The 18,812-nt window shown below is 43.2% G+C and carries 17 protein-coding genes; 2 read left to right on the top strand and 15 right to left on the bottom strand.

The features are described 5' to 3' along the window. Positions 1 to 56: 56 nt before the first annotated feature. The 15 genes from AC58QM_RS31515 to AC58QM_RS31585 form a co-directional block, all read right to left on the bottom strand. The gene (locus AC58QM_RS31515) at positions 57 to 887 is read right to left on the bottom strand and encodes a carbohydrate ABC transporter permease (RefSeq protein WP_497288709.1); all 831 of its coding nucleotides are present in this window, start codon (positions 885 to 887) and stop codon (positions 57 to 59) included. Then, a complete protein-coding gene (locus tag AC58QM_RS31520; protein ID WP_497288710.1) occupies positions 887 to 1,771 on the bottom strand; it encodes a carbohydrate ABC transporter permease in 885 nt (294 codons plus the stop codon). The genes AC58QM_RS31515 and AC58QM_RS31520 overlap by 1 nt, the downstream gene beginning before the upstream one ends. A gap of 78 nt (positions 1,772 to 1,849) precedes the next feature. Further along, the gene (locus AC58QM_RS31525) at positions 1,850 to 3,193 is read right to left on the bottom strand and encodes an ABC transporter substrate-binding protein (RefSeq protein WP_497288711.1); all 1,344 of its coding nucleotides are present in this window, start codon (positions 3,191 to 3,193) and stop codon (positions 1,850 to 1,852) included. A gap of 115 nt (positions 3,194 to 3,308) precedes the next feature. Continuing rightward, the gene (locus AC58QM_RS31530; RefSeq protein ID WP_497288712.1) at positions 3,309 to 4,856 is read right to left on the bottom strand and encodes a response regulator transcription factor; all 1,548 of its coding nucleotides are present in this window, start codon (positions 4,854 to 4,856) and stop codon (positions 3,309 to 3,311) included. Between the two features lie 41 nt (positions 4,857 to 4,897). Beyond that, positions 4,898 to 6,820 (bottom strand): sensor histidine kinase, encoded by a 1,923-nt coding sequence (locus AC58QM_RS31535; RefSeq protein WP_497288713.1) that lies wholly within the window; start codon positions 6,818 to 6,820, stop codon positions 4,898 to 4,900. A gap of 241 nt (positions 6,821 to 7,061) precedes the next feature. Further along, entirely contained in the window at positions 7,062 to 7,934 is an 873-nt protein-coding gene (locus tag AC58QM_RS31540) for a phytanoyl-CoA dioxygenase family protein (protein ID WP_497288714.1), read from the bottom strand. Between the two features lie 128 nt (positions 7,935 to 8,062). After that, entirely contained in the window at positions 8,063 to 8,896 is an 834-nt protein-coding gene (locus AC58QM_RS31545; RefSeq protein WP_497288715.1) for a helix-turn-helix domain-containing protein, read from the bottom strand. 122 nt (positions 8,897 to 9,018) lie between these two features. Further along, positions 9,019 to 10,182, bottom strand: a complete 1,164-nt coding sequence (locus AC58QM_RS31550; RefSeq protein WP_497288716.1) for a DUF4317 domain-containing protein — start codon at positions 10,180 to 10,182, stop codon at positions 9,019 to 9,021. A 301-nt stretch (positions 10,183 to 10,483) separates the two neighbouring features. Continuing rightward, positions 10,484 to 11,245, bottom strand: coding sequence for a DeoR/GlpR family DNA-binding transcription regulator (locus tag AC58QM_RS31555; RefSeq protein ID WP_497288717.1), 762 nt, complete (start codon positions 11,243 to 11,245; stop codon positions 10,484 to 10,486). A 46-nt stretch (positions 11,246 to 11,291) separates the two neighbouring features. After that, on the bottom strand, positions 11,292 to 12,314 hold the full coding sequence (locus AC58QM_RS31560) for an aldose 1-epimerase family protein (protein WP_497288718.1): 1,023 nt from the start codon (positions 12,312 to 12,314) through the stop codon (positions 11,292 to 11,294). A 10-nt stretch (positions 12,315 to 12,324) separates the two neighbouring features. After that, complete coding sequence (locus AC58QM_RS31565) at positions 12,325 to 12,873, bottom strand: D-lyxose/D-mannose family sugar isomerase (protein ID WP_497288719.1); 549 nt, start codon at positions 12,871 to 12,873, stop codon at positions 12,325 to 12,327. Next, the gene (locus AC58QM_RS31570) at positions 12,870 to 14,096 is read right to left on the bottom strand and encodes a carbohydrate kinase family protein (protein ID WP_497288720.1); all 1,227 of its coding nucleotides are present in this window, start codon (positions 14,094 to 14,096) and stop codon (positions 12,870 to 12,872) included. The genes AC58QM_RS31565 and AC58QM_RS31570 overlap by 4 nt, the downstream gene beginning before the upstream one ends. A 2-nt stretch (positions 14,097 to 14,098) precedes the next feature. Further along, complete coding sequence (locus AC58QM_RS31575; protein ID WP_497288721.1) at positions 14,099 to 15,256, bottom strand: Gfo/Idh/MocA family protein; 1,158 nt, start codon at positions 15,254 to 15,256, stop codon at positions 14,099 to 14,101. 30 nt (positions 15,257 to 15,286) lie between these two features. Continuing rightward, complete coding sequence (locus AC58QM_RS31580) at positions 15,287 to 16,120, bottom strand: class I fructose-bisphosphate aldolase (protein WP_497288722.1); 834 nt, start codon at positions 16,118 to 16,120, stop codon at positions 15,287 to 15,289. A 194-nt stretch (positions 16,121 to 16,314) separates the two neighbouring features. After that, positions 16,315 to 17,196, bottom strand: coding sequence for an AraC family transcriptional regulator (locus tag AC58QM_RS31585; RefSeq protein ID WP_497288723.1), 882 nt, complete (start codon positions 17,194 to 17,196; stop codon positions 16,315 to 16,317). 165 nt (positions 17,197 to 17,361) lie between these two features. Between AC58QM_RS31585 and AC58QM_RS31590 the strand changes: the two genes are divergently transcribed. Together AC58QM_RS31590 and AC58QM_RS31595 are read left to right on the top strand one after the other, a co-directional pair. Further along, positions 17,362 to 18,471, top strand: a complete 1,110-nt coding sequence (locus tag AC58QM_RS31590) for a fatty acid desaturase family protein (RefSeq protein WP_497288724.1) — start codon at positions 17,362 to 17,364, stop codon at positions 18,469 to 18,471. Next, entirely contained in the window at positions 18,471 to 18,794 is a 324-nt protein-coding gene (locus AC58QM_RS31595) for a MocE family 2Fe-2S type ferredoxin (RefSeq protein ID WP_497288725.1), read from the top strand. The genes AC58QM_RS31590 and AC58QM_RS31595 overlap by 1 nt, the downstream gene beginning before the upstream one ends. Positions 18,795 to 18,812: the final 18 nt, after the last annotated feature.

Here is an 18,812-nt window from a genome sequence, read left to right on the forward strand (position 1 = left end):
CTGCATCAAATTCACCTCCTCTCGAATGTGAGCAGCCTAGCGCCTTCCAAGCTTAACTATCCTTTTACAGCACCCGCCGTCATGCCTTCCACAATGTACTTTTGTGCAATAGCGTACGCTGTGATTGCAGGTAAGGTCGACATCAATAATACGCTAAAAACTTTTTCCCACGCGGTGTTGTACATCGAATTAAATACATAAACCATCATCGGGAGTGTATATTGACTTGAGCTTTTCAGATAAATAAGTGGACCGACAAAATCGTTCCATATCCCCAAAAAACTAAGAATGAAAGTCGTTGCTACAATAGGTGTAAGCTGTGGGAGTATGAGGACAAAAAACAACCGTAAAACCTTCGCGCCTTCCATAATAGCGGACTCATCCAGTTCCCTAGGAACGGTTTTAATAAATCCGGTCATCAAGAATACAGCAATTGGCGCTCCTCCAGCAATGTAGATGAGTTCTAAGCCTGCGAAAGTTCCATACAGTCCAATCGTTTTCAATGTATATATCGTAGGAATTAAAAATCCGGAAGGAATGATGCCGAACACAAAATAATTATAAGTAAATTTCGTCACAGTTGACTGTCGGCGATCTATGATAAACGCAGTAATAGACGCCATCAGTAGGAGAATAAGTACGCTTGATAATGAAATTAACGCACTGTTTTTAAAACCCACTAGGATATTGGCTTCTTTGAATACCTTCACATAGTTGTCAAAATGCAAGCTTGTAGGCAATGAGAAATTCAGCAAAGCTGCTTCTCCAGGTGACTTCAGGGAATTGAGCAAAGCAAAGTAAAAAGGAAGCATAATGCCAACACTTAATAGGATCATGACTATTTCACTGAGGCCTAATACGATGTTGCGACTTTTTTTGATGTTCATTATAAATGTACCTCATTTTTTCTTAGCAGCTTCAGCATAGGAAATGTCAGCAGACAAACGATCATGAATAATACAAGGCTCATCGCTGTTCCATACGCATATAATTTATTACCAAACTGAGCATATACCAAGGTATTAATGACATGTGCCTGTTTTCCTGTAAGCAAATAGGGAAGATCAAACACTTTCAAACTTCCTACTAGCGACATAACCATGTTGATCGTTATCGCAGGAGCAATCAATGGAAGGGTAATATTGCGAAAAGATTGCCAAGGATTTGCTCCATCCACTCGCGCAGCTTCCTTTAAATCACCCGGTATCGTCTTTAAGCCTGACAGATAAATCGTGGCATTAAAGCCCAAAAACATCCATATATTAATGGCGCTGATGGCATAAATGTTAATATTTCGATCGGTTAACCATCCCCTAATATAATCGCCCATGCCTAAGTTGATAAGAATCTGATCAAAAGGACCATCCGGATATAAAATGGCAGAAAACGTAAAAGCGATGATCAATGGACTAAATATACAAGGAAGGAAAAAAGCGCTTCGGATAAATCCTTTAAATTTAAACGGCAGATTAAAAATAAGGGCAAGCGACAAACTAAGAATATTGATGAAAACCATGACGGTAATGGCATATTTAAATGTATTGGCAAATGCGCTTCCTTCATCGCCAGATAAGCCCATCAGTTTAATTTGATCTAAAATATTTCTAAACTGGTACAATCCCACAAAGTTGACTTTGAATATACTTTCACTTGTTGCCGTCCAATCCGTAAATGACATGCATAAGCCCATGATGGCCGGAAACAAAGATAACACCGAATATATGATTAATAACGGCAACATAAAGATATAGGAGTAATATCGCTTAGTCATTATGCCGAAACCCCCTCTTATAAAGAGAAGAGCAACCACATTTGCACTGGCACACTCTTCTCTGACATTTAGTATGATTTAGAATCCAGTAATTTTATTATCTTTTCCTGATTTGATATATCCGGCTTGCGTTTCCTGCAGCGCCTTATCTACAGGTTTAGCCCCAAGGATGACACCTGCTAAATCAAAACCTACATTGAGACCTGGTGTTATCAAATTGGAATAGAACGGTACTGTTTTACCTGCTTCAAAAGATTTCAACAAATCGCTTGTTCCTGGATTTAGATCAGCTTTAACGCCTTTATACGGAGGCAGCGCTTTTAATTTACCGTAATAGCCATTGAGTATCTCATCTGAAGTAAAGAAATTAAAGAAGTCCTTCTCTGCTGCTTCATTTTTCCCCTTCGTAATGGACATCCCGATGCTTAAATCAATAGGAACTACAGAGTTTTCATCCCAAGGAAGTGGAAACATGCCAATAAACTTCGCTGAATCAGGAAACTTCTGTAGTGCCGCTGGGATTAAATTATCAACCTGCACCACCATTGCCGCTTTACCTTGCCCAAAAGCAGCAACTTCCATATCGTACGTAGCAGAAGCAGCATCCTTATTCATATAACCTTTAGCAAAAAGTTCTTGATGTCTGCTTAGCAGTTTTTTAGCTGCATCTGATTTGGTGAAATCGAATGTGCCCGCATTGATCTGATCAATAAAACCTTTTTTGGTAAACTCATTAGCAAAACCGATGAAATTATACAATAATGGCGGCCAGCTATCCTTAATACCTTCAAAGATTGGGGTAATACCTGCTTGTTTTAATTTCTCACATACAGCCAAGAATTCATCATAGGTTTTAGGAATCTCAATGCCATTTTTCGCAAAAATATCTTTATTGTAGATAACACCAGCACCATTAAATCCACCGACAGGTATTTGATAGAATTTTTTATCTGACTTCAGCCAAACGCCGTCTTTCGTGATGGGATCTGATAATTTCTTCATGAATGGCTCATTCGTTAAATCCACCAGCAATTTTTCAGCATTCATATTCCGTAACCAAGTTGGATTCGTATAACTAAATACGATGTTTGGCAGTTCGTTTACGGCTGCTTTTGTCGTGACCGCATCATTAAATGCCTGCCCGCCTGGTGTGACTTGAACATCTAATTTATTGCCTGATTTTTTCTGATATTCGTCAAACACCCACTTTATCGGCTCATCGTACCAGTCTTTACTGATAATCACACTTAATGTAACGCTTTCATTTTTCTTCGTTTCAGTGGTGGCCTTTGGTGTTGCGGAAGCTGGAGCGGGTGAAGAGGAGTTTGAACTTGTTGGTGTACTGCTGCCGCAAGCCGTGAAGACAATCGCCATGAGTGAAGCAAGACTGGCAATAATGAATTTCTTTTGTTTGCTCTGCATCTTTAAACCCTCCATTTTTATGTTTAAGGTCGAGACCCTTGGCTTTAGTATATGAAGAATACCTGTATTTCTAAATGGAGGATATCAACTTGCCGTTTGTATTATTCTGCAGCGCTTACATTTGCGTGTTATCTGCCCTAAACTCGGTTGGCGCCATGCCAGTTATGGATTTAAACACCCGACTAAAGTAATATTGATCACTAAACCCGGTAATTTCGGCAATTTCCTTCAACATCATGTCAGGATACTCCTTCATATAGCGCTTCGCTTTCTCAATTCTTAATTTAATCAGATAGTCTATGGGGGAATCTCCTGAAACCTTTTTGAAAATTTTGCTTAAATGTGATTCCGTAATGCCAAATAACTCTGCGGTTTCCGGCAGGGATATTTTCCGATCCAGATTATGAACGAAATATTCCGCTATGCGATCCGTCAATTGCTGATAATCCGTAAGATCAGCCTTTCCATCAGAGCCAAAGAGGAGATCGATGAACGTTAGAAATTCAACGCTAAGGCTCTCCATCCGATTGTTATCTAAAAATAGCTTTTCAATCTCCTCTTCAAAATAAAGCGAAGTACTTTTCAAAAGAACGCCGCTATTTTGACAAATGATTCGAAGAACATTCTTTAAATTGATTTCCAAATTTCTCTTTGGAATGAAACTATGGGTCCAAGCATCCATGGTTTTGGCTAATTCGCTTTTTACTAATTTGCTTTGGCCATTCTTGCAGAAAAAGATTAACTTTTTCTCCAGCTCCGAGTTATGAGCTATCCAGTCCATGCCCAAATCGTCTTGTTGCAGCTCAAAAAACACTTGATTGCTACCTACTACAGCTCTCGTATGAACGATTTGCCTTAATCTCTGCAACGTATCAGTGACTTGATCACTCTTTATTTCAGCTTGGTCAACAGCAATGGTGACATAGTGGGAAGTATGGCTAATCTTATGCAAAATCTGTTTGGCGAGTATGGCCAGGTTCCGTTCACTTTGAACGTGCCAATTCATGACGACTAGAATTTCATTGGGAAATTTACCGTCAAGTATCCAATAATTAGATTCTACCTTGGGGCTACTCACTTGTAATATACTGTCCAAATCCAGTTCCTGGATGATCTTTTGCATGTTATCGCTATACGCTCTTGTACCGGGAAACTGGCTTAAAGGATTATTAATCCCTATACACATCAAGCCATATGTCTCTTCATTACGACTGTCCAGCATGGAGCTGTCAGCATTGGCATGGATGACTTTGTTTAAAATATGGGCACCCTGTTGATGCCTCTTGTCTCTTAGTTTCGTTTTCATTTTGGTAAGCACATGAGTCAGATCATCAGATGACAACGGTTTCAGAAGATAGTCCTCGATGCCCAGTTGCAAGGCTTGTTTGGCATATTCGAATTCCTCGTATCCGCTTATGATAACGCATGCCAGATTTAAACCGCTGCTTCTTAACTTCTTAATCAGGTTCAGGCCATCTACAATGGGCATCCTTATATCCGTAATCAGCATATCGGGCTGTAGGCGAATAATTTCGTTGTACGCATCCTCGCCGTTGAAAGCTTGTCCAACCACTATAAACTCGCCATCCAATTCGTTAACCTTCTTCACGATACTTCTTAAAAGAGGCGGCTCATCTTCCGCCACAAACACATGAAATTTCATCCAAATATCCCCCTTTTAATCCTTTATGGCTTCGTATGTACCTAATTCGTACTCTCAAATGTTCCTCCGAAAGTGACCGAAAATCCGCCGTTTTCATTGTTTTCCAATTTAAAATAAAAAGAATCCCTATACATCAGTTTTAATCGCTTGAGGGTGTTCGTTAATCCCAGACCTGACTCGGCGGTGGTATCACTTTGCATTCCATTCAAATTATCATACTGAGCTACTTCTTTACTTATTTCTTCAAGCTTGTGTACTGCCATACCACACCCGTTATCAGCAACGGTTATCGCCCAACTGTCTTGAGCCATCTTGCCGGCAATCGAAATTTTCCACGGTGGCCTGCTTTCACTGAAGCCATGATTGATGCAATTTTCAATTAAGGGCTGCAGAACCAGCTTAGGTACAAGAATGGCCATCATTTCTTGGGGAAGTTCAATATGATATACCAAATGCTCTTCGTAACGGAACTTCATCAACGCCAGATAATGATTCATATAATCAGCTTCATGCTGTAAATTTGTTTGTAAATCTGTCAGTTTGGTCACATATTTAAGCATCGAGGATAATTTCCTGCACATATCAGAAACATGGTTCAAGCCGCCTTCCTCACTTGTAACGGCAATTACAGAGAGGGTGTTATAAAGAAAATGGGGGTTCATTTGCGCCTGTAAAGCCATCCAGTGCGCTTTTGCTTCCTTGGATCGCGCCTCTATATTGTCATTCATGGCGGTATGGAGACGCAGTCGAACATCATTAAAGGCTGAATAAATTTCGGTCACCTCTTCGATACCGGATTCCAGCTTGGGGTTATCCGATTCTTTCATGAGGTTGGACATATCTGATTTTTTAATATATCGGTGGAGCAGTTTCATTGGATATGTGATACTTCTTGAGGAAAAGTAGGCAAACAGTAGGGTTGCAGCGAGTACCATAACAAGAACCGTTAGGAACCATAGCCTGAATTTATTGGCTTCTGCATACAACAAATGATCTTTTATAGCATAAATCGTCGTCCATCCTGTCAAGTTGGAATAGTTATAAACTAAGGTCTCATATTTACGTGAATTCGGATTCCATACATGTTTCTGATCGGAAGTTTTATTGGATGCTGCCTCCATTAGATAGGTATAAGATGGATTACCCTGATTTTCTCCTTGTGCCGGATTCATAGCTGGGAACATTAGTTGGTTGTTTTCATCAAACACATAAAAATCATTGAATTTATCTGTTGTAACGAGTTTCATCATATTTTCTAGCTTCGAATAATTCTGCTGCACCTCGATGATGCCTGTTTTAGTACGGCTTACCGTATCACTGAACGACCTGGCTAACGAAATTACCAATTGGTTGTCACGGTTCCAATCACTATTATGAGGGGGTAAAACGGCTTTGCTTCCATTCATCTGAACGACTTTATCAATCCATGCCGTATTGGTAATTCGTTGTTGTATCTCCTGTTTGCTAAACGTATTGCTTACTGGAGCACTAAAGAATGTACCTTCATTATCGAATAGTACAATTTCATTTGTTTTCATTTCCGGGCCATTTAATGAATTGATCACATTGACAATATTGCGTTCCTGCAAAATGGTATACATTTGATATTTATTATCAGCTGGATTTTGAATAGGGTTGAAAAAAAAGTAATCCGTCATAAAATTTGACCCTGTCTTAGGGATCTCAAACAAGTCAAAATTATTTTGTAAATAATAGAACATATCGCTGTCATAGTAGACGCGCGAGAACAAAATATTGCGGGACAGATTGTCCATATCTTGGATGAATATATCCAATTGGTTCGACGTGGACTTAACTAGATTATGATACGTCCCTAGTACATTGTTTTGTATGACGGAGGTGGTGTATAGGAAGAAGGAAACCCCGGTGATCAAAGAAAAGATGATAATCGTCGCGATATGGCTAAAGAAAAGTCTTTTTTGCAGGCTCCGAAACTTAAACATTTGTTTACCTCCCCTTACACCTAATCACGTTTCTTTTATTCTGAGGGTAATTATATAGCAAATTTTGGGTTAATGAAACTGAATAAATCGAATTAGAAAACGGCTTAATTGCTTAAATTGGCCATGCTTCAACTCCACAAATTACAGTTATATAGCTGTAATCCGTGAAGATGACGAAAATAACAACAAATAACCCATCGAACTCTTGCAAGAGTTCGATGGGTTATTTGTTGTTTGAATCCTAACACTCCGCGCCTGTCATTTCATTGGTGAACATACGTTTATATTCCTTCGGGGTAAGCTTGCTTGCGGATTCAGGCGCATAGTGAACTTGCAAGGCGCGGCGGCGCTTCGCAGAGAAATTCGGCGGCGTTCCGTGGTGAAGCAGTCCGTGAAAGATCAAGACTCCTCCTGGTTGCAGCGGAACAGCCATATCATGTTCAACTTGCACCGAACTATCACAAAGCTGCCAATCACGGACAGCATAGTGTGGTGCACCGCCCTCCCGATGTGAGTAAGGAATGATATGCATGCAACCATTGTCTAATTCAGCGGGATCAAGCGCAGTCCATAAGCCAATCACAGCTTTGTCATAGGCAAGCGGGCCATAAGCCATGTCTTGATGCCACGGCTTCTCCGCACCACCTGTTGGCGGCTTGAGAATGGCTTGATCCTGAGCAACCTTGGCATTTTCGCCAAACAGCTTACTCAACGCTTCCATGATCGCTGGGTGATAGGCGATGTCGCGTAATCGCGGTTCATGATCAATATAATCACTGAGCTTACGAGCGGCTAGCTCGATCTCTTCTAGTGTTTTCAACTCATTGCGCGGCTTGACGAACTGGATCTTCGTGCCGGTCGAGACACCTGAGAGAATATCCATGACTGCGGCCAGAGAGGTGTTTACTTCCTCCATGGATAAGGCTTGTTCCACGACAAGATATCCGCGTGCCCAAAATTGCCTCACATGCTCCTCAGTCAAATCACGCAAGGTTGAAATACGATTGTCTTCGACTTGATCATAACGATACATCGTATTTGCAATCGTCTGAGCCAACTGACGTTCTTCCTCATTATCATAAGCATAAAGTGTCTTCTGTTCATTCGTTGACATGCGTGCTGCCCCCTCTTCAAGCTTGGATAAAATGTCATTCTATCTAGCTTTATTGTAGCTTATAAGGGAATCGAATGAACATGGCACAAGTCTGTGATTCTTTGTACTTAAACGTCTTTTCTTAACAATTACAATTTCTTCTTGTCTCCATGTGATCTAGGTTGAACACCATCAAACTTGAAGTTCGAAGGCGGAAGACCATAATGCTGCTTAAACTGTTTGCTAAACAAAAAGATCGAGGAATAGCCTAGGGTTTCAGACACTTGAGACACATTCATTGACGTTTGCGAGAGTAGATATTTGGCCCGTTGCAGTCGAATATGCGTGATATATTCTTTCACCGATATCCCCGAATACTGTTTGAATATTTTAGATAAATACCCGGGTGTTAATCCTACTAGTTGTGCAAGCTCTTCATATGGCCTACTCCGCCCATTGTCCTCTTGAATGCGCCGCATAACCTGTGATACAACTTGACGTTGTTTCTTGGAAACCGAGGAAGCCTGTATCTCTTGAGACTGCTTTCGAGTCCGGTATAATTTCATTAAAATTTGTTTTATTAAACAGTCAAACTCCTGAGCAGTCCATTCATCCTTTTTGAACTTCGTTTCCAGTACCTGATCTAACAGTTGCTCAAGCTCGTAAACTTCCTCTAGATAAACGACTCGCTCAGGAAGCAATTCATCTGTGTATGGGGTAGGTTCCTGCTCTACTGTAAAATGGATAAAAACGACCGTCAGTCTATTCTCGGGGTCTTGATCAGCTTCGGGTAGGTCGCCGGGATGCACAAGAAAACAGGCACCTTTTTGAATAGGGTATGCAATCCCATTGATACGCATTGTACCCTTGCCTGCTAAAGCACACCACAGGTCATAATCTTCCAGCGGCGCAGTACGCCAATTCCAGCCAATCTCACATAATGCTTTTCCACTATTATTACCGTCAATGATACTAAATTTCACTCAGGTCGCCTCCTTTTTGGGGCAAGTTGGTGTTAACGCTAAGCTAATTTTTAATCTCATGAAAATGGTGTTCGTAACAGCCGCGGCGCTCTGGTGTATGCTAACTATGCTAGTTCCCTACTCTACAACGTCTCCGTATTCAGCGTAAATCCTTCAATCACGACATCTTCATCAATTTCAATTAAGATACATCGTTTCCCCTGATAATTCACCTGTTTCACGTACTTTAAATCTTGCGGACTAACCGTAATCGTGGCTACCTTCGTATCAATCTTAATTGATTTCGATGTAAACTTAGGAAGGACGCTGCTCGCTTTGATTTCATAGTTTTTGTCGTCGACAACGTTTTGGAATGCTCGTTCCACCTTTTCTGTCGTCACATTCTCCACGCCACTCGCCGACAGCATGCGTTCCACATCTTTATAATCCAGCTTTGGAGGCTCTTCCTCCTCGTTGGATTCGATGACCCGATGAATTTCCTCGTACACATGAGCAATCGTAGCGGCATCAAGCTGATCCCCTGCCAATTCATTCACGATGTCTTCAAAAATGGCTCTTTCTTCTAAGGCCGTCACGGTTTTCTCAGCATTTAAAACTTGTTCGATGAATTGCCAATTCGGTTCATGCGCTCTCCCGGAGCAATACAGAATGCGATTCACGTCGGAATAGTTGTCCGTCACGCTAGGGTAGAAAAAACCTTGCTCCGGCGTGTTCAATTTGATAATCGGATCTACGAAGACATTATACTTATATTCCCGCTCCACATAGTCGAACATGAGCGTTTTCTTTTGTTGTTCCGTCGAATTCACGCTGCACAGAATGAATAGATTCGCGAACATTTCGTTCTTTTCGCTTTCCATGGCATCTTCATTCCTACTCTTGGTCGGCCGTGAATATTGTCCACGAACGAAAGTGATCACGGTATCCTGCTCGTATTGGGTATCCACCAACATTTTTTCTACTAACAGAAGCATTAGATCTTGCCATTCTTCCGGATTACCGGTCACCAAACCTTGATGGAGAAGCACCTGTGTTGGCTGCTCCGCTTCCTCTTGAAACCTTAACTCATACATTTTCTGATCTAATTCGCCGGTCAGCAGTTTTTTAAAATTGAGCATATACAGCTCCTGCTTCTCCCTGTCCACAAAGGCGAAAGATTGGCGCTCATAATGGTAGATCTCGTTAGTTTCCTTCATAATATACACGTTTAAAATTTCGTGAATTTTAAGCATTTCGTTATCCAATTTAAAATGCTTGCGAATATGTGCGATTTCTTTTTTTATCATAATTCGTTAGACAACTCCTAAGAAGTGAAATAGTTTTACCAGAAAAACTATGGTACCAAAAAATGAAACAACGAGTTGTCTTCTTGCGCATTTACATCACAACAAAAGCCCTTCATGAGAAGGGCTTCACCGTTACTCCCCTTTTTTCCGAACACTTCCTGTATGTTAATTCATAATGATAGATTTCTCAACAATTTTAAGCATTTATCTAAAAATAATAATTGGAAAGTACAAAAGACGTAAGGCTACCCTTCGGTAACCCAACGTCTTTTGAGTAATAGCCATTAAATCTTGCTACATGCTAAGAACAAACAAGCATTTGAACTCCGCTTTCCATCAAGGCCTCATGAAGTTCACCTTCCGGATATTTGTCCGAAATAATGCGATGAACGGCACCGATCTCAGCAAATGAAAATAGATCCCGAACGCCATACTTCGTATGATCCATCATCATATTCACTTCAGACGCTTGTTCAATAACAAGCCTTTTGATTTCGGCTTCATGCATATTCGAATTGCTGAATCCATGTTTGATAGTGAACCCGGTAGTACCAATAAATACGCGGTCAAAAGCCATTTTGGCAATAGCGACGGAAGCGACAGGACCTACGAGTGTCGATGTTTTATCCAGCAGCATGCCTCCCACGACAATAGTAGGAATCTGCTTGCCTTGCAGCTCCGCAGCAATATTAAGTGCATTGGTAACCACAGTAATTGGCATATTCGGTATTAAATATCTGGCAACTTGAAGTGTAGTTGAACCCCCATCCAGAAAGATGGATTCACCTTCTTGAATGAGCTGTGCAGCGCGGAGGCCCATTTTCATTTTTTCTTCCATCATGACACCTGTACGATCCTGCAAGGCAATATCTTTGCCCATGAGGATAGCACCGCCAAATGTTCGTCTTAGCAATCCCATCGTCTCAAGCTTCTCTATATCACGACGTATCGTCATTTCCGTAACATCAAACATCTCTTTCAATTCCGCAATTCGAATCTCTCCATCGAGTGCCATCCGATCCAGGATTTGTTGCTGCCGACCATTTATTTGATTTGTTATCATGGAGAACCCCCGTTGATGTTTCTTTTCACCTTATTATCCCAATCATTTAACTGAGGTTCAACCTGATTTCATATTTAACCGTTTCGCCTGGCTCCAGAACAACCAAAGTTCCCCGCTCACGTTCTTCTTTGCGACCTCCTACATGACAATTGGCAGGCTCGATACCAAGCACATGCGTCCCTGCACCAGGCATTTTCCATTGGACGAGGTGTGGCAGTGTTTGCGAAGACCAGTGAAGGCTCGCTTGAACCTGGGTTGACCCACCATGAAGAGGAAAACAAGGATTACTAATTTGAACCCATGGTTTATTGCGAGAGTCATGATAATACACACGTTCTTGATAAGCTGGGTCAGGTGCCTGCCACTCACTGAAGGCATGGATCGAAGTAACTTGATCGCGCGGACTCACCTGATCACTATAAAATTGAATGCGTGTCTCTTCCATAAGTAACGGAAAACCAAAGTTGACATGGTACAAAATCATATGCGGGCAGGATTCAAAACCCATGTTACGAACTTCGTCCTTAATCACAATTGTGTTTTCACCAACGCGACTGGTAATTTCTCTTGTTAATTGAAGATTTCCCCCGAAAATAGAGGTTTCGTTAATCGTGCCTGAAATACACAGCTCCATCTCATCTTCCTGCCAAGTGCTGCGCGCACATACTTCTTCTGCAGGTGTATGATGATACCGTCCATGAAGTCCAAGATGCTCACCCTGATCTTCGCAGCTAGCCCCCACTTGCATGAGTCCGCATGTCATGAGTAACCCGCCAGATGCCGTTCGAAGCCATTGATTCCCGTCCGCCTCATAGTAAGATGGATGAGCATTTCCATTCGGCGATTGCCAACTAATCGGCACACCATGATACTCGGCCAAAGAGATATCTAAACCCTTGGATGGCATCACGTTATAACTTAAGCCTGCACCTGTACGTACCTGAATGTGTTCCACACCTGCTTCTTTACCTTCAACGGCAACGAAGCGTTTGATTCCCGCTATTTGATCCATCTTGCCCACTCGCGCCTCTATGTCTCGACGCGACCATGCTTTTCCATATAAGTTCATAGGAATTCACCTACTCATCTTCACGAATATTGGGCATCCGTTGTATGCGCAGATCTGTAAAGATATCGAACTCATCCCGACTCGTGCTTGAAAATTCGGAAATGATAGCCCCATCATCACCAGCTTGAAACCAATGTTTAATCCCAGGTTCAATTGTATATTGCTCGCCAGGATGGAGGACGATTTCGTTCATGACGGTATAGGAATCCTCACTGCCTGAAGGTACAATGGCCGATATCTCTGACGTAGGCTCTCCCTCTACATATAAATAGACGACCCCTGCACGGCAGCGAAAGGTTTCCATTTTACCCGGTTCATTCGCGATCTGAGGATGAAGATGCTCGGGACAAGTTTGTCGTGGAAAAAGAACTAAGTCTTTGGCACAATAACGGTTCGTATTGATATAGGTAATGAGCTCCAGCCCTTGTACCTCAAGCTGTCCAAGTCCAAAGTCTGCAACTTCAATGCGCGCAATCTCTTCCTGAGTTAGTTGAATATGGGATGATGTCAATATATGTTCAGCCCGCTGCTGAGCTTGAATAATCTCACTTCGCTTCATTCGCTTCTCACACTCTCTTTCGGAGACTTATGATGAGGTCCTATCCATATCTGATCTTCATGCAAATACCAATTCTCCAGCTTCAATTTCGTCGCGCGCTTTTGCCATCCTTTGTGCATTCGGTCCTTTACGACTGCCATTTCCGGTATGCCACTGGTCGCATCTGCCTGTTCCACATTAAAAGCACCCACGCCAACAGCGCTCTGCATTGACGCGATCAGGGTTAATCCCCTTGTCAGACCGAAAAGGAAACCTGCAATGGTACAATCGCCAGCTCCTGTTGTACCTACAACATCGACTTCATAACAGGAGGATATCATTTCGCAGTTTAACCAATCATCGAGCCGTGCTTGCTTGGGAGAACTTAATCCCATCTGTGCCAATCTCTTCTCTTCTGAAGTTGTTCGTACGTATACACCGTGCTCACCTAGCTTAATGACCACAATCGCTACACCCATCTGGATGAGTTCAGCGGATAATTGCGCTAATAATTCGCCATCTAGGTAAGACAACAGGTCGCCATCTGGACTCGCTTTTTCCATAAAGTCGTAACGATCTCGGTCGAGCATATACACAATTTCCTCAAAACTAGGTAGAAACACATCGACAAACGGAAGTGATTGCGTCAGAATGGCTCGCCAATTAACCCTGCCAGCATCTGATTCTGGATCAGGTTTGGCCAAATCAAGCGAAACCGTCAATCCATTCTCTTTGACTTTCTTTAATAAGGATACAAGTTCTGTACCCTCATTCTCGAACATTCTCTTCATGAGAGGTGGATAGCCAAAATGAAACAGCTGTGCTCCTTGCAATTGTTCCAGTTTCAAATCAGAAGCCGCATACGTATCATTAGCTCCCGTCGAGTGAAGAAACATCCGATCCATATTCGGTGGACTGATGACGATGGAATAGGAACTATTTCCCTCAGGGGAAACAATCATCCCCTCGACTAAGGATGGTTCTTGCTGCCTTAGCAGGGTAAGAATGGTATGACCGAATGGGTCCGCACCTATCTTCCCCATTAGTTTCACCTTGCTTCCCAGACGGTGAAGCGCAAGTCCGGTATTTGAGACTGCACCTCCCGTTGAAATTACGGCAGGCCCGATATTCACAAGCTTCCCAGGTGATAGCAGCGCAGCTATGCTTGATTGTTTCTCATCCATCGTTGGAATAATATCCAAGCAAATATGCCCAGCCACGACGATTTCCGCTTTGCCGCTCACATTTATTCCTCCCAATGTAACGCTATGGTTTGACCCGTTCGATTGGATGCTAACGCGGCTGTAAACACCTGATGACTGGAAGCCGCTTCTTCTGGCGTAGCGCAATAAAAAGGTTGCGCCATCTCCTTACGGTTTGTTAACTCATCACAGAACGCGGCCCACATCTGCAAGATCGAATCCGAGAAGCCGAACTCAAAGATAGCTCCAGTAATGGTGCCGTACGCCGATTTATAAGGAGCATCAGTCACATGCCAAGACTGTACTCCGCCAGGGCTGTAAGGTAATGAATTGACTTGCTTTGGATTCTTGGTAGTAAATTCCGCTGAGAATTTCGTACCCGTGATTCGAATGAACCATGTATTGGCATGTCCTGGGGCAATTCGCTTGGTCGATAAGACCATCGGAAATTGCTGATCACCGGTGTCAACCTCACAGGCCAAAATGGCATTATCCCACGTTTCGCAGGGAACCATCTCTCCCTTACCATCAGGACGTTCCGACACTATTTGGGAAAGCAGCGCTCTTACGGAATTCGGTTTCCAGCCAAAACGTAGGGGCAAGTGAAGAACGTGCATCCCTAGATCGCCCATACAACCATATTCGCCATTCGTAGCGTTACGCCTTTTCCAATTAATTGGTTTCGTTGGATCCAAATCACTTGAATGCCAGAATCCAGCCTCAACTTCAATGATCTTTCCGAATTTATTCTCGCCAACCCACTGAACCATTTGTTGAACACCCGGGAAGAATGGAAATTCAGATGAGCAGCGGACGATGACATGCGGATTTCGTTCAATGGCTTCCATAATCAACTTATTGGCTGCCTGATCGATACCGAATGGCTTTTCACCTAGCAAATGTTTCCCTGATTTAATAATATCGATATAGATTTGAGCATGCAGATTGTGGGGAACCGCACAGTAAATCGCGTCTATATTAGGGTTAGCAAGCATCTCCCTATAATCTGTATAGGTGGCTTCCACACTAGATAAGTTGTCTTGGAACCACTGTGTCGCTGCAGGGTTAGCATCACAGACGGCTACGATTCTCGGTTCGCTGTCGATCCCGGTAAGATGGCACCATCTTGCTGCCGCACTTGCAAATTCCCTGCCCATTAAGCCGCAGCCAATAACGCCAAACCGAATAATTTCTCTATTCAAAATGAGATGACCTCCTTCTGGTACGTTAAGTTATTGACGCAATAACGCAAGTGCCTGTTCTTCTGACGCCCCATGATGAACAATGGACATTAAAGCTTTGGTCATGCCAGCCGGGTTCGGATGTTGAATGACATTGCGGCCATACACAATACCCGATGCGCCTTGCTTCATGAGCTCTACCGTACGGCTCATAATTTCTTCATCGCTTGCTCGCCCTCCACCGCGGACAAGAACAGGAATACCCGAAGCAATCCCAATAACACGATGATACTCTTCCACATGATCACAAGGGTCCGCTTTAATAACATTTGCCCCAAGTTCTACTGCCTGCCTAACGAGCGGCATAATCTTGTTAATATCGCCATCGACCATATAACCGCCTTTCGCTTCATTAGCTAGCATAACTAAAGGCTCCACCATGAGCGGCATGCCATACTTTTCACATGCTGTTTTGAGCTGTGATACATTTTTTACACATTGATAGTGAAGTTGGGGTTGATTCGGTAATTGCAACAGATTCACACATACAGCCACCGCATCCATCCGGACTGCTTGCTCAATCGCGTTGTCGATCAGTTCGCTAAAAAGAAATGTAGGAAGGACCTGCCCATAAATATTGGCAACATCTGTACGAAGGACAAGTCCTGGTTTATGGCTGCCAGGTATGGCTTGCAGATGGTTGGCTTGCCCAATGCTAAGCTGAATACAGTCAGGACCTGCATGAACGATGGTTTCAACAGCTTCCTTCATATTTTCGATACCGGTTAGAAACTGAACCTCATTGAAGAAGCCATGATCGATAGCTACATCAAAGCATTTCCCCTGTTCACTAAACATGCGATTTAATCTTGGTTGAACGGACATGTCTACCACCCTTTTCCACGTGTTTTAAAATAACACTTAAAAGTTCGTTTATAACATTATAATAAGTTATTTTATAACATGCGTCTAGCTATTTTATAGTAAAAAAACGAGCTCCTAGATTCAGCTCTAGGGCTCGTATGGCGTGGGTAAACATATTCGAGGGAACGAGGATGCTCTAATGTGTACAATCAGCATTACGCTTCTGGCTCAAAATCCTCCGTAAATAAGGTAGCACAAAATTGACTCAAGCTTGTACCGGTTTTTTTCTTAAACATTTTCCCGAATGTGTGAATATCACTATAGCCAACACGTTGCGCAACCTCGCTAGGTGTCAGCCCTTCATGAACGGCCAGCTCCTTCGCTTTCTCCACTCGGAGATGAATCTGGTATTGAATAGGCGTCATACCAAACGTCTTCTTAAACTGCACGATTAAGTAATCGCAGCTAAATCCGCAAAGTGCTTCCAGATCTTTAATTTTCACTTCTTCGGCAAAATGTTCAATAATGTAGTTTTTGACCAGCACTAACCTTGTAAAATTGTTCCGCTGCGCCACGGTTGCCTCTTGTTCACTTCGCTCTCCTGCTAAGGAGTTGAAAGTAAGCAACATCTCCATCAGCAACGTCTGCGCATGCAATTGATGCACGAGTCCTGGCTGTCGATAATGGACTACGAGGGAGGTCAACTTGCGCTCAATTTCATGACTAGCAAAGTTGCCCAAATAGTTCGTCGTCGACACCAAGTCATCTAACGGGAATGCGCTTTGACCGAAATGAAAAACCAACGACAAACACAAATACGGTTCACCGAGAATGGTGGACACACTGTGCCTTTCACCGGGCCTGTGAAAAATTAGATCGCCTTTTCGCGTCATATAAGGATTGCCTTCAATTGTATATTTGGCGCTTCCGTTTAATACATATTGCAGCTGAAATTGTTTGAGAACGCGGTTATAAATTCCCCATCCGGCTGGAGCGTTGAAAGTATGCGCTAATGTAATATAGGGTGGGAAATACGTATCACTCAATTCGCTGAGCGTATCACTGGGACTCAAATAATAGAGCGGTTTCTTCGGCATCCGCAGCTCCCTCCTTTTCTAAGAATTGTACACGATTTATTTCGGAATAACCACGATTTTGGCAACCACTTTGCGGATTTAAACTAAATACAGTCCCTTACAAAGCTTCTATAATGAGAAATGTAAGCCTTTACGGTAGACATTTCGATGTTGGAGGAGATTAGTATGAGCGAGGCTACAAGCCATAAAAGGGATTATAGTCTGACAGGTACAGAACGATTGCGAGCGTTGGAAAAAGGACTTGCCTCCGCTCAGTGGTATGCCAGCCCCATTTCACGGAAACGGCTCAAAGAGCTGATGCAGCGTCGCAACGGACCGGCAATCCGCGATACGCTCATTTGGTTTGCTTTATTAATAGGTACCGGTGTGCTGGCTTTCCATACCTGGGGTACCTGGTGGGCCCTTCCTGCCTTTTTCGTCTACGGGATTTTGTACTCATCTCCCGGTGATTCCCGCTGGCACGAGTGCGGACATGGTACTGCGTTCAAAACGTCGTGGATGAATGAAGTCATCTATCAGATCGCTTCGTTCATGGTTTTACGTCCCGCTACGCCTTGGCGCTGGAGCCACACACGTCATCACACCGATACGTTCATTGTCGGTCTTGATCCTGAGATCGCTCAGCCGCGTCCGCCCGTTTGGCGCATTATTTTAATGGAGATCTTTCATTTATACGGCGGGCCGAAAGATATCAAACGCATGATCTTTCATTGTTTTGGTGTTGTAGACAAGGAGCAGCGTACTTATTTACCCGAATCGGAATTCCGCAAAACATTCTGGGAGTCGCGTGTGTATGTGCTCATTTTCTTGACGGTTATCGGGCTTTGTCTCTATACTGGCAGCATTTTACCCGCGATGTTCATCATTCTGCCTTCGTTTTATGGAGCTTCTCTCATGCTCACATTCGGATTGGTTCAGCATCTTGGTCTGCACGAAGATGTCCTAGACCATCGCTTGAACACGCGTACGATCTATATGAATCCGGTGTTCCGATTCCTTTACTGGAATATGAACTATCACATCGAGCATCATATGTTTCCGATGGTGCCCTATCACTCGCTGCCGAAACTGCACGAGGAACTAAAACAGGACTTCCCTCAACCGAACCGCACTGTGTGGGAAGCAGTAAAGGAAGTAACGGTTGCCCTTATTCGACAAGGCAAGGATCCAAGTTACACGATTCAGCGTGTGCTTCCTGCAACAGCACAGCCTTACAAATATGGGCCTACAAGTGAGGAACGAGAAGAAGGAAAGAACTTAGGGAGGGCACAATAATGCAACTAGAAGGATGGACATACGCATGTGAGGCAGACGCCGTGGACGAGGAGGATGTGATTCGCTTTGATTCCGGCAGCCGCTCCTTTGCGATTTATCGTTCGGAGGATAGCGACTATTATGCAACTGCTGGCTTTTGCACGCATGAGAAGGTGCATTTGGCCGATGGCCTTGTCATGGGAGATATTATCGAGTGTCCCAAACATAACGGTCGGTTCAACTACAAAACAGGTCAGGCTAAGAAAACGCCGGCGTGCGAGCATTTAATTACGTACCCTGTCCAAGTCACGAACGACGGCAAGGTTTACATCAAAATTGACTAGGGGGAAAGCCGTTATGCG

Source organism: Paenibacillus sp. J22P165 (assembly GCF_059692015.1).

What these genes read in the sequence shown, in the direction of transcription:
- AC58QM_RS31515 (WP_497288709.1), bottom strand. Translation starts at nt 887, where the DNA reads ATGAACATCAAAAAAAGTCGCAACATCGTATTAGGCCTCAGTGAAATA.
- AC58QM_RS31520 (WP_497288710.1), bottom strand. Translation starts at nt 1,771, where the DNA reads ATGACTAAGCGATATTACTCCTATATCTTTATGTTGCCGTTATTAATC.
- AC58QM_RS31525 (WP_497288711.1), bottom strand. Translation starts at nt 3,193, where the DNA reads ATGCAGAGCAAACAAAAGAAATTCATTATTGCCAGTCTTGCTTCACTC.
- AC58QM_RS31530 (WP_497288712.1), bottom strand. Translation starts at nt 4,856, where the DNA reads ATGAAATTTCATGTGTTTGTGGCGGAAGATGAGCCGCCTCTTTTAAGA.
- AC58QM_RS31535 (WP_497288713.1), bottom strand. Translation starts at nt 6,820, where the DNA reads ATGTTTAAGTTTCGGAGCCTGCAAAAAAGACTTTTCTTTAGCCATATC.
- AC58QM_RS31540 (WP_497288714.1), bottom strand. Translation starts at nt 7,934, where the DNA reads ATGTCAACGAATGAACAGAAGACACTTTATGCTTATGATAATGAGGAA.
- AC58QM_RS31550 (WP_497288716.1), bottom strand. Translation starts at nt 10,182, where the DNA reads ATGATAAAAAAAGAAATCGCACATATTCGCAAGCATTTTAAATTGGAT.
- AC58QM_RS31555 (WP_497288717.1), bottom strand. Translation starts at nt 11,245, where the DNA reads ATGATAACAAATCAAATAAATGGTCGGCAGCAACAAATCCTGGATCGG.
- AC58QM_RS31560 (WP_497288718.1), bottom strand. Translation starts at nt 12,314, where the DNA reads ATGAACTTATATGGAAAAGCATGGTCGCGTCGAGACATAGAGGCGCGA.
- AC58QM_RS31565 (WP_497288719.1), bottom strand. Translation starts at nt 12,873, where the DNA reads ATGAAGCGAAGTGAGATTATTCAAGCTCAGCAGCGGGCTGAACATATA.
- AC58QM_RS31580 (WP_497288722.1), bottom strand. Translation starts at nt 16,120, where the DNA reads ATGTCCGTTCAACCAAGATTAAATCGCATGTTTAGTGAACAGGGGAAA.
- AC58QM_RS31585 (WP_497288723.1), bottom strand. Translation starts at nt 17,196, where the DNA reads ATGCCGAAGAAACCGCTCTATTATTTGAGTCCCAGTGATACGCTCAGC.
- AC58QM_RS31590 (WP_497288724.1), top strand. Translation starts at nt 17,362, where the DNA reads ATGAGCGAGGCTACAAGCCATAAAAGGGATTATAGTCTGACAGGTACA.
- AC58QM_RS31595 (WP_497288725.1), top strand. Translation starts at nt 18,471, where the DNA reads ATGCAACTAGAAGGATGGACATACGCATGTGAGGCAGACGCCGTGGAC.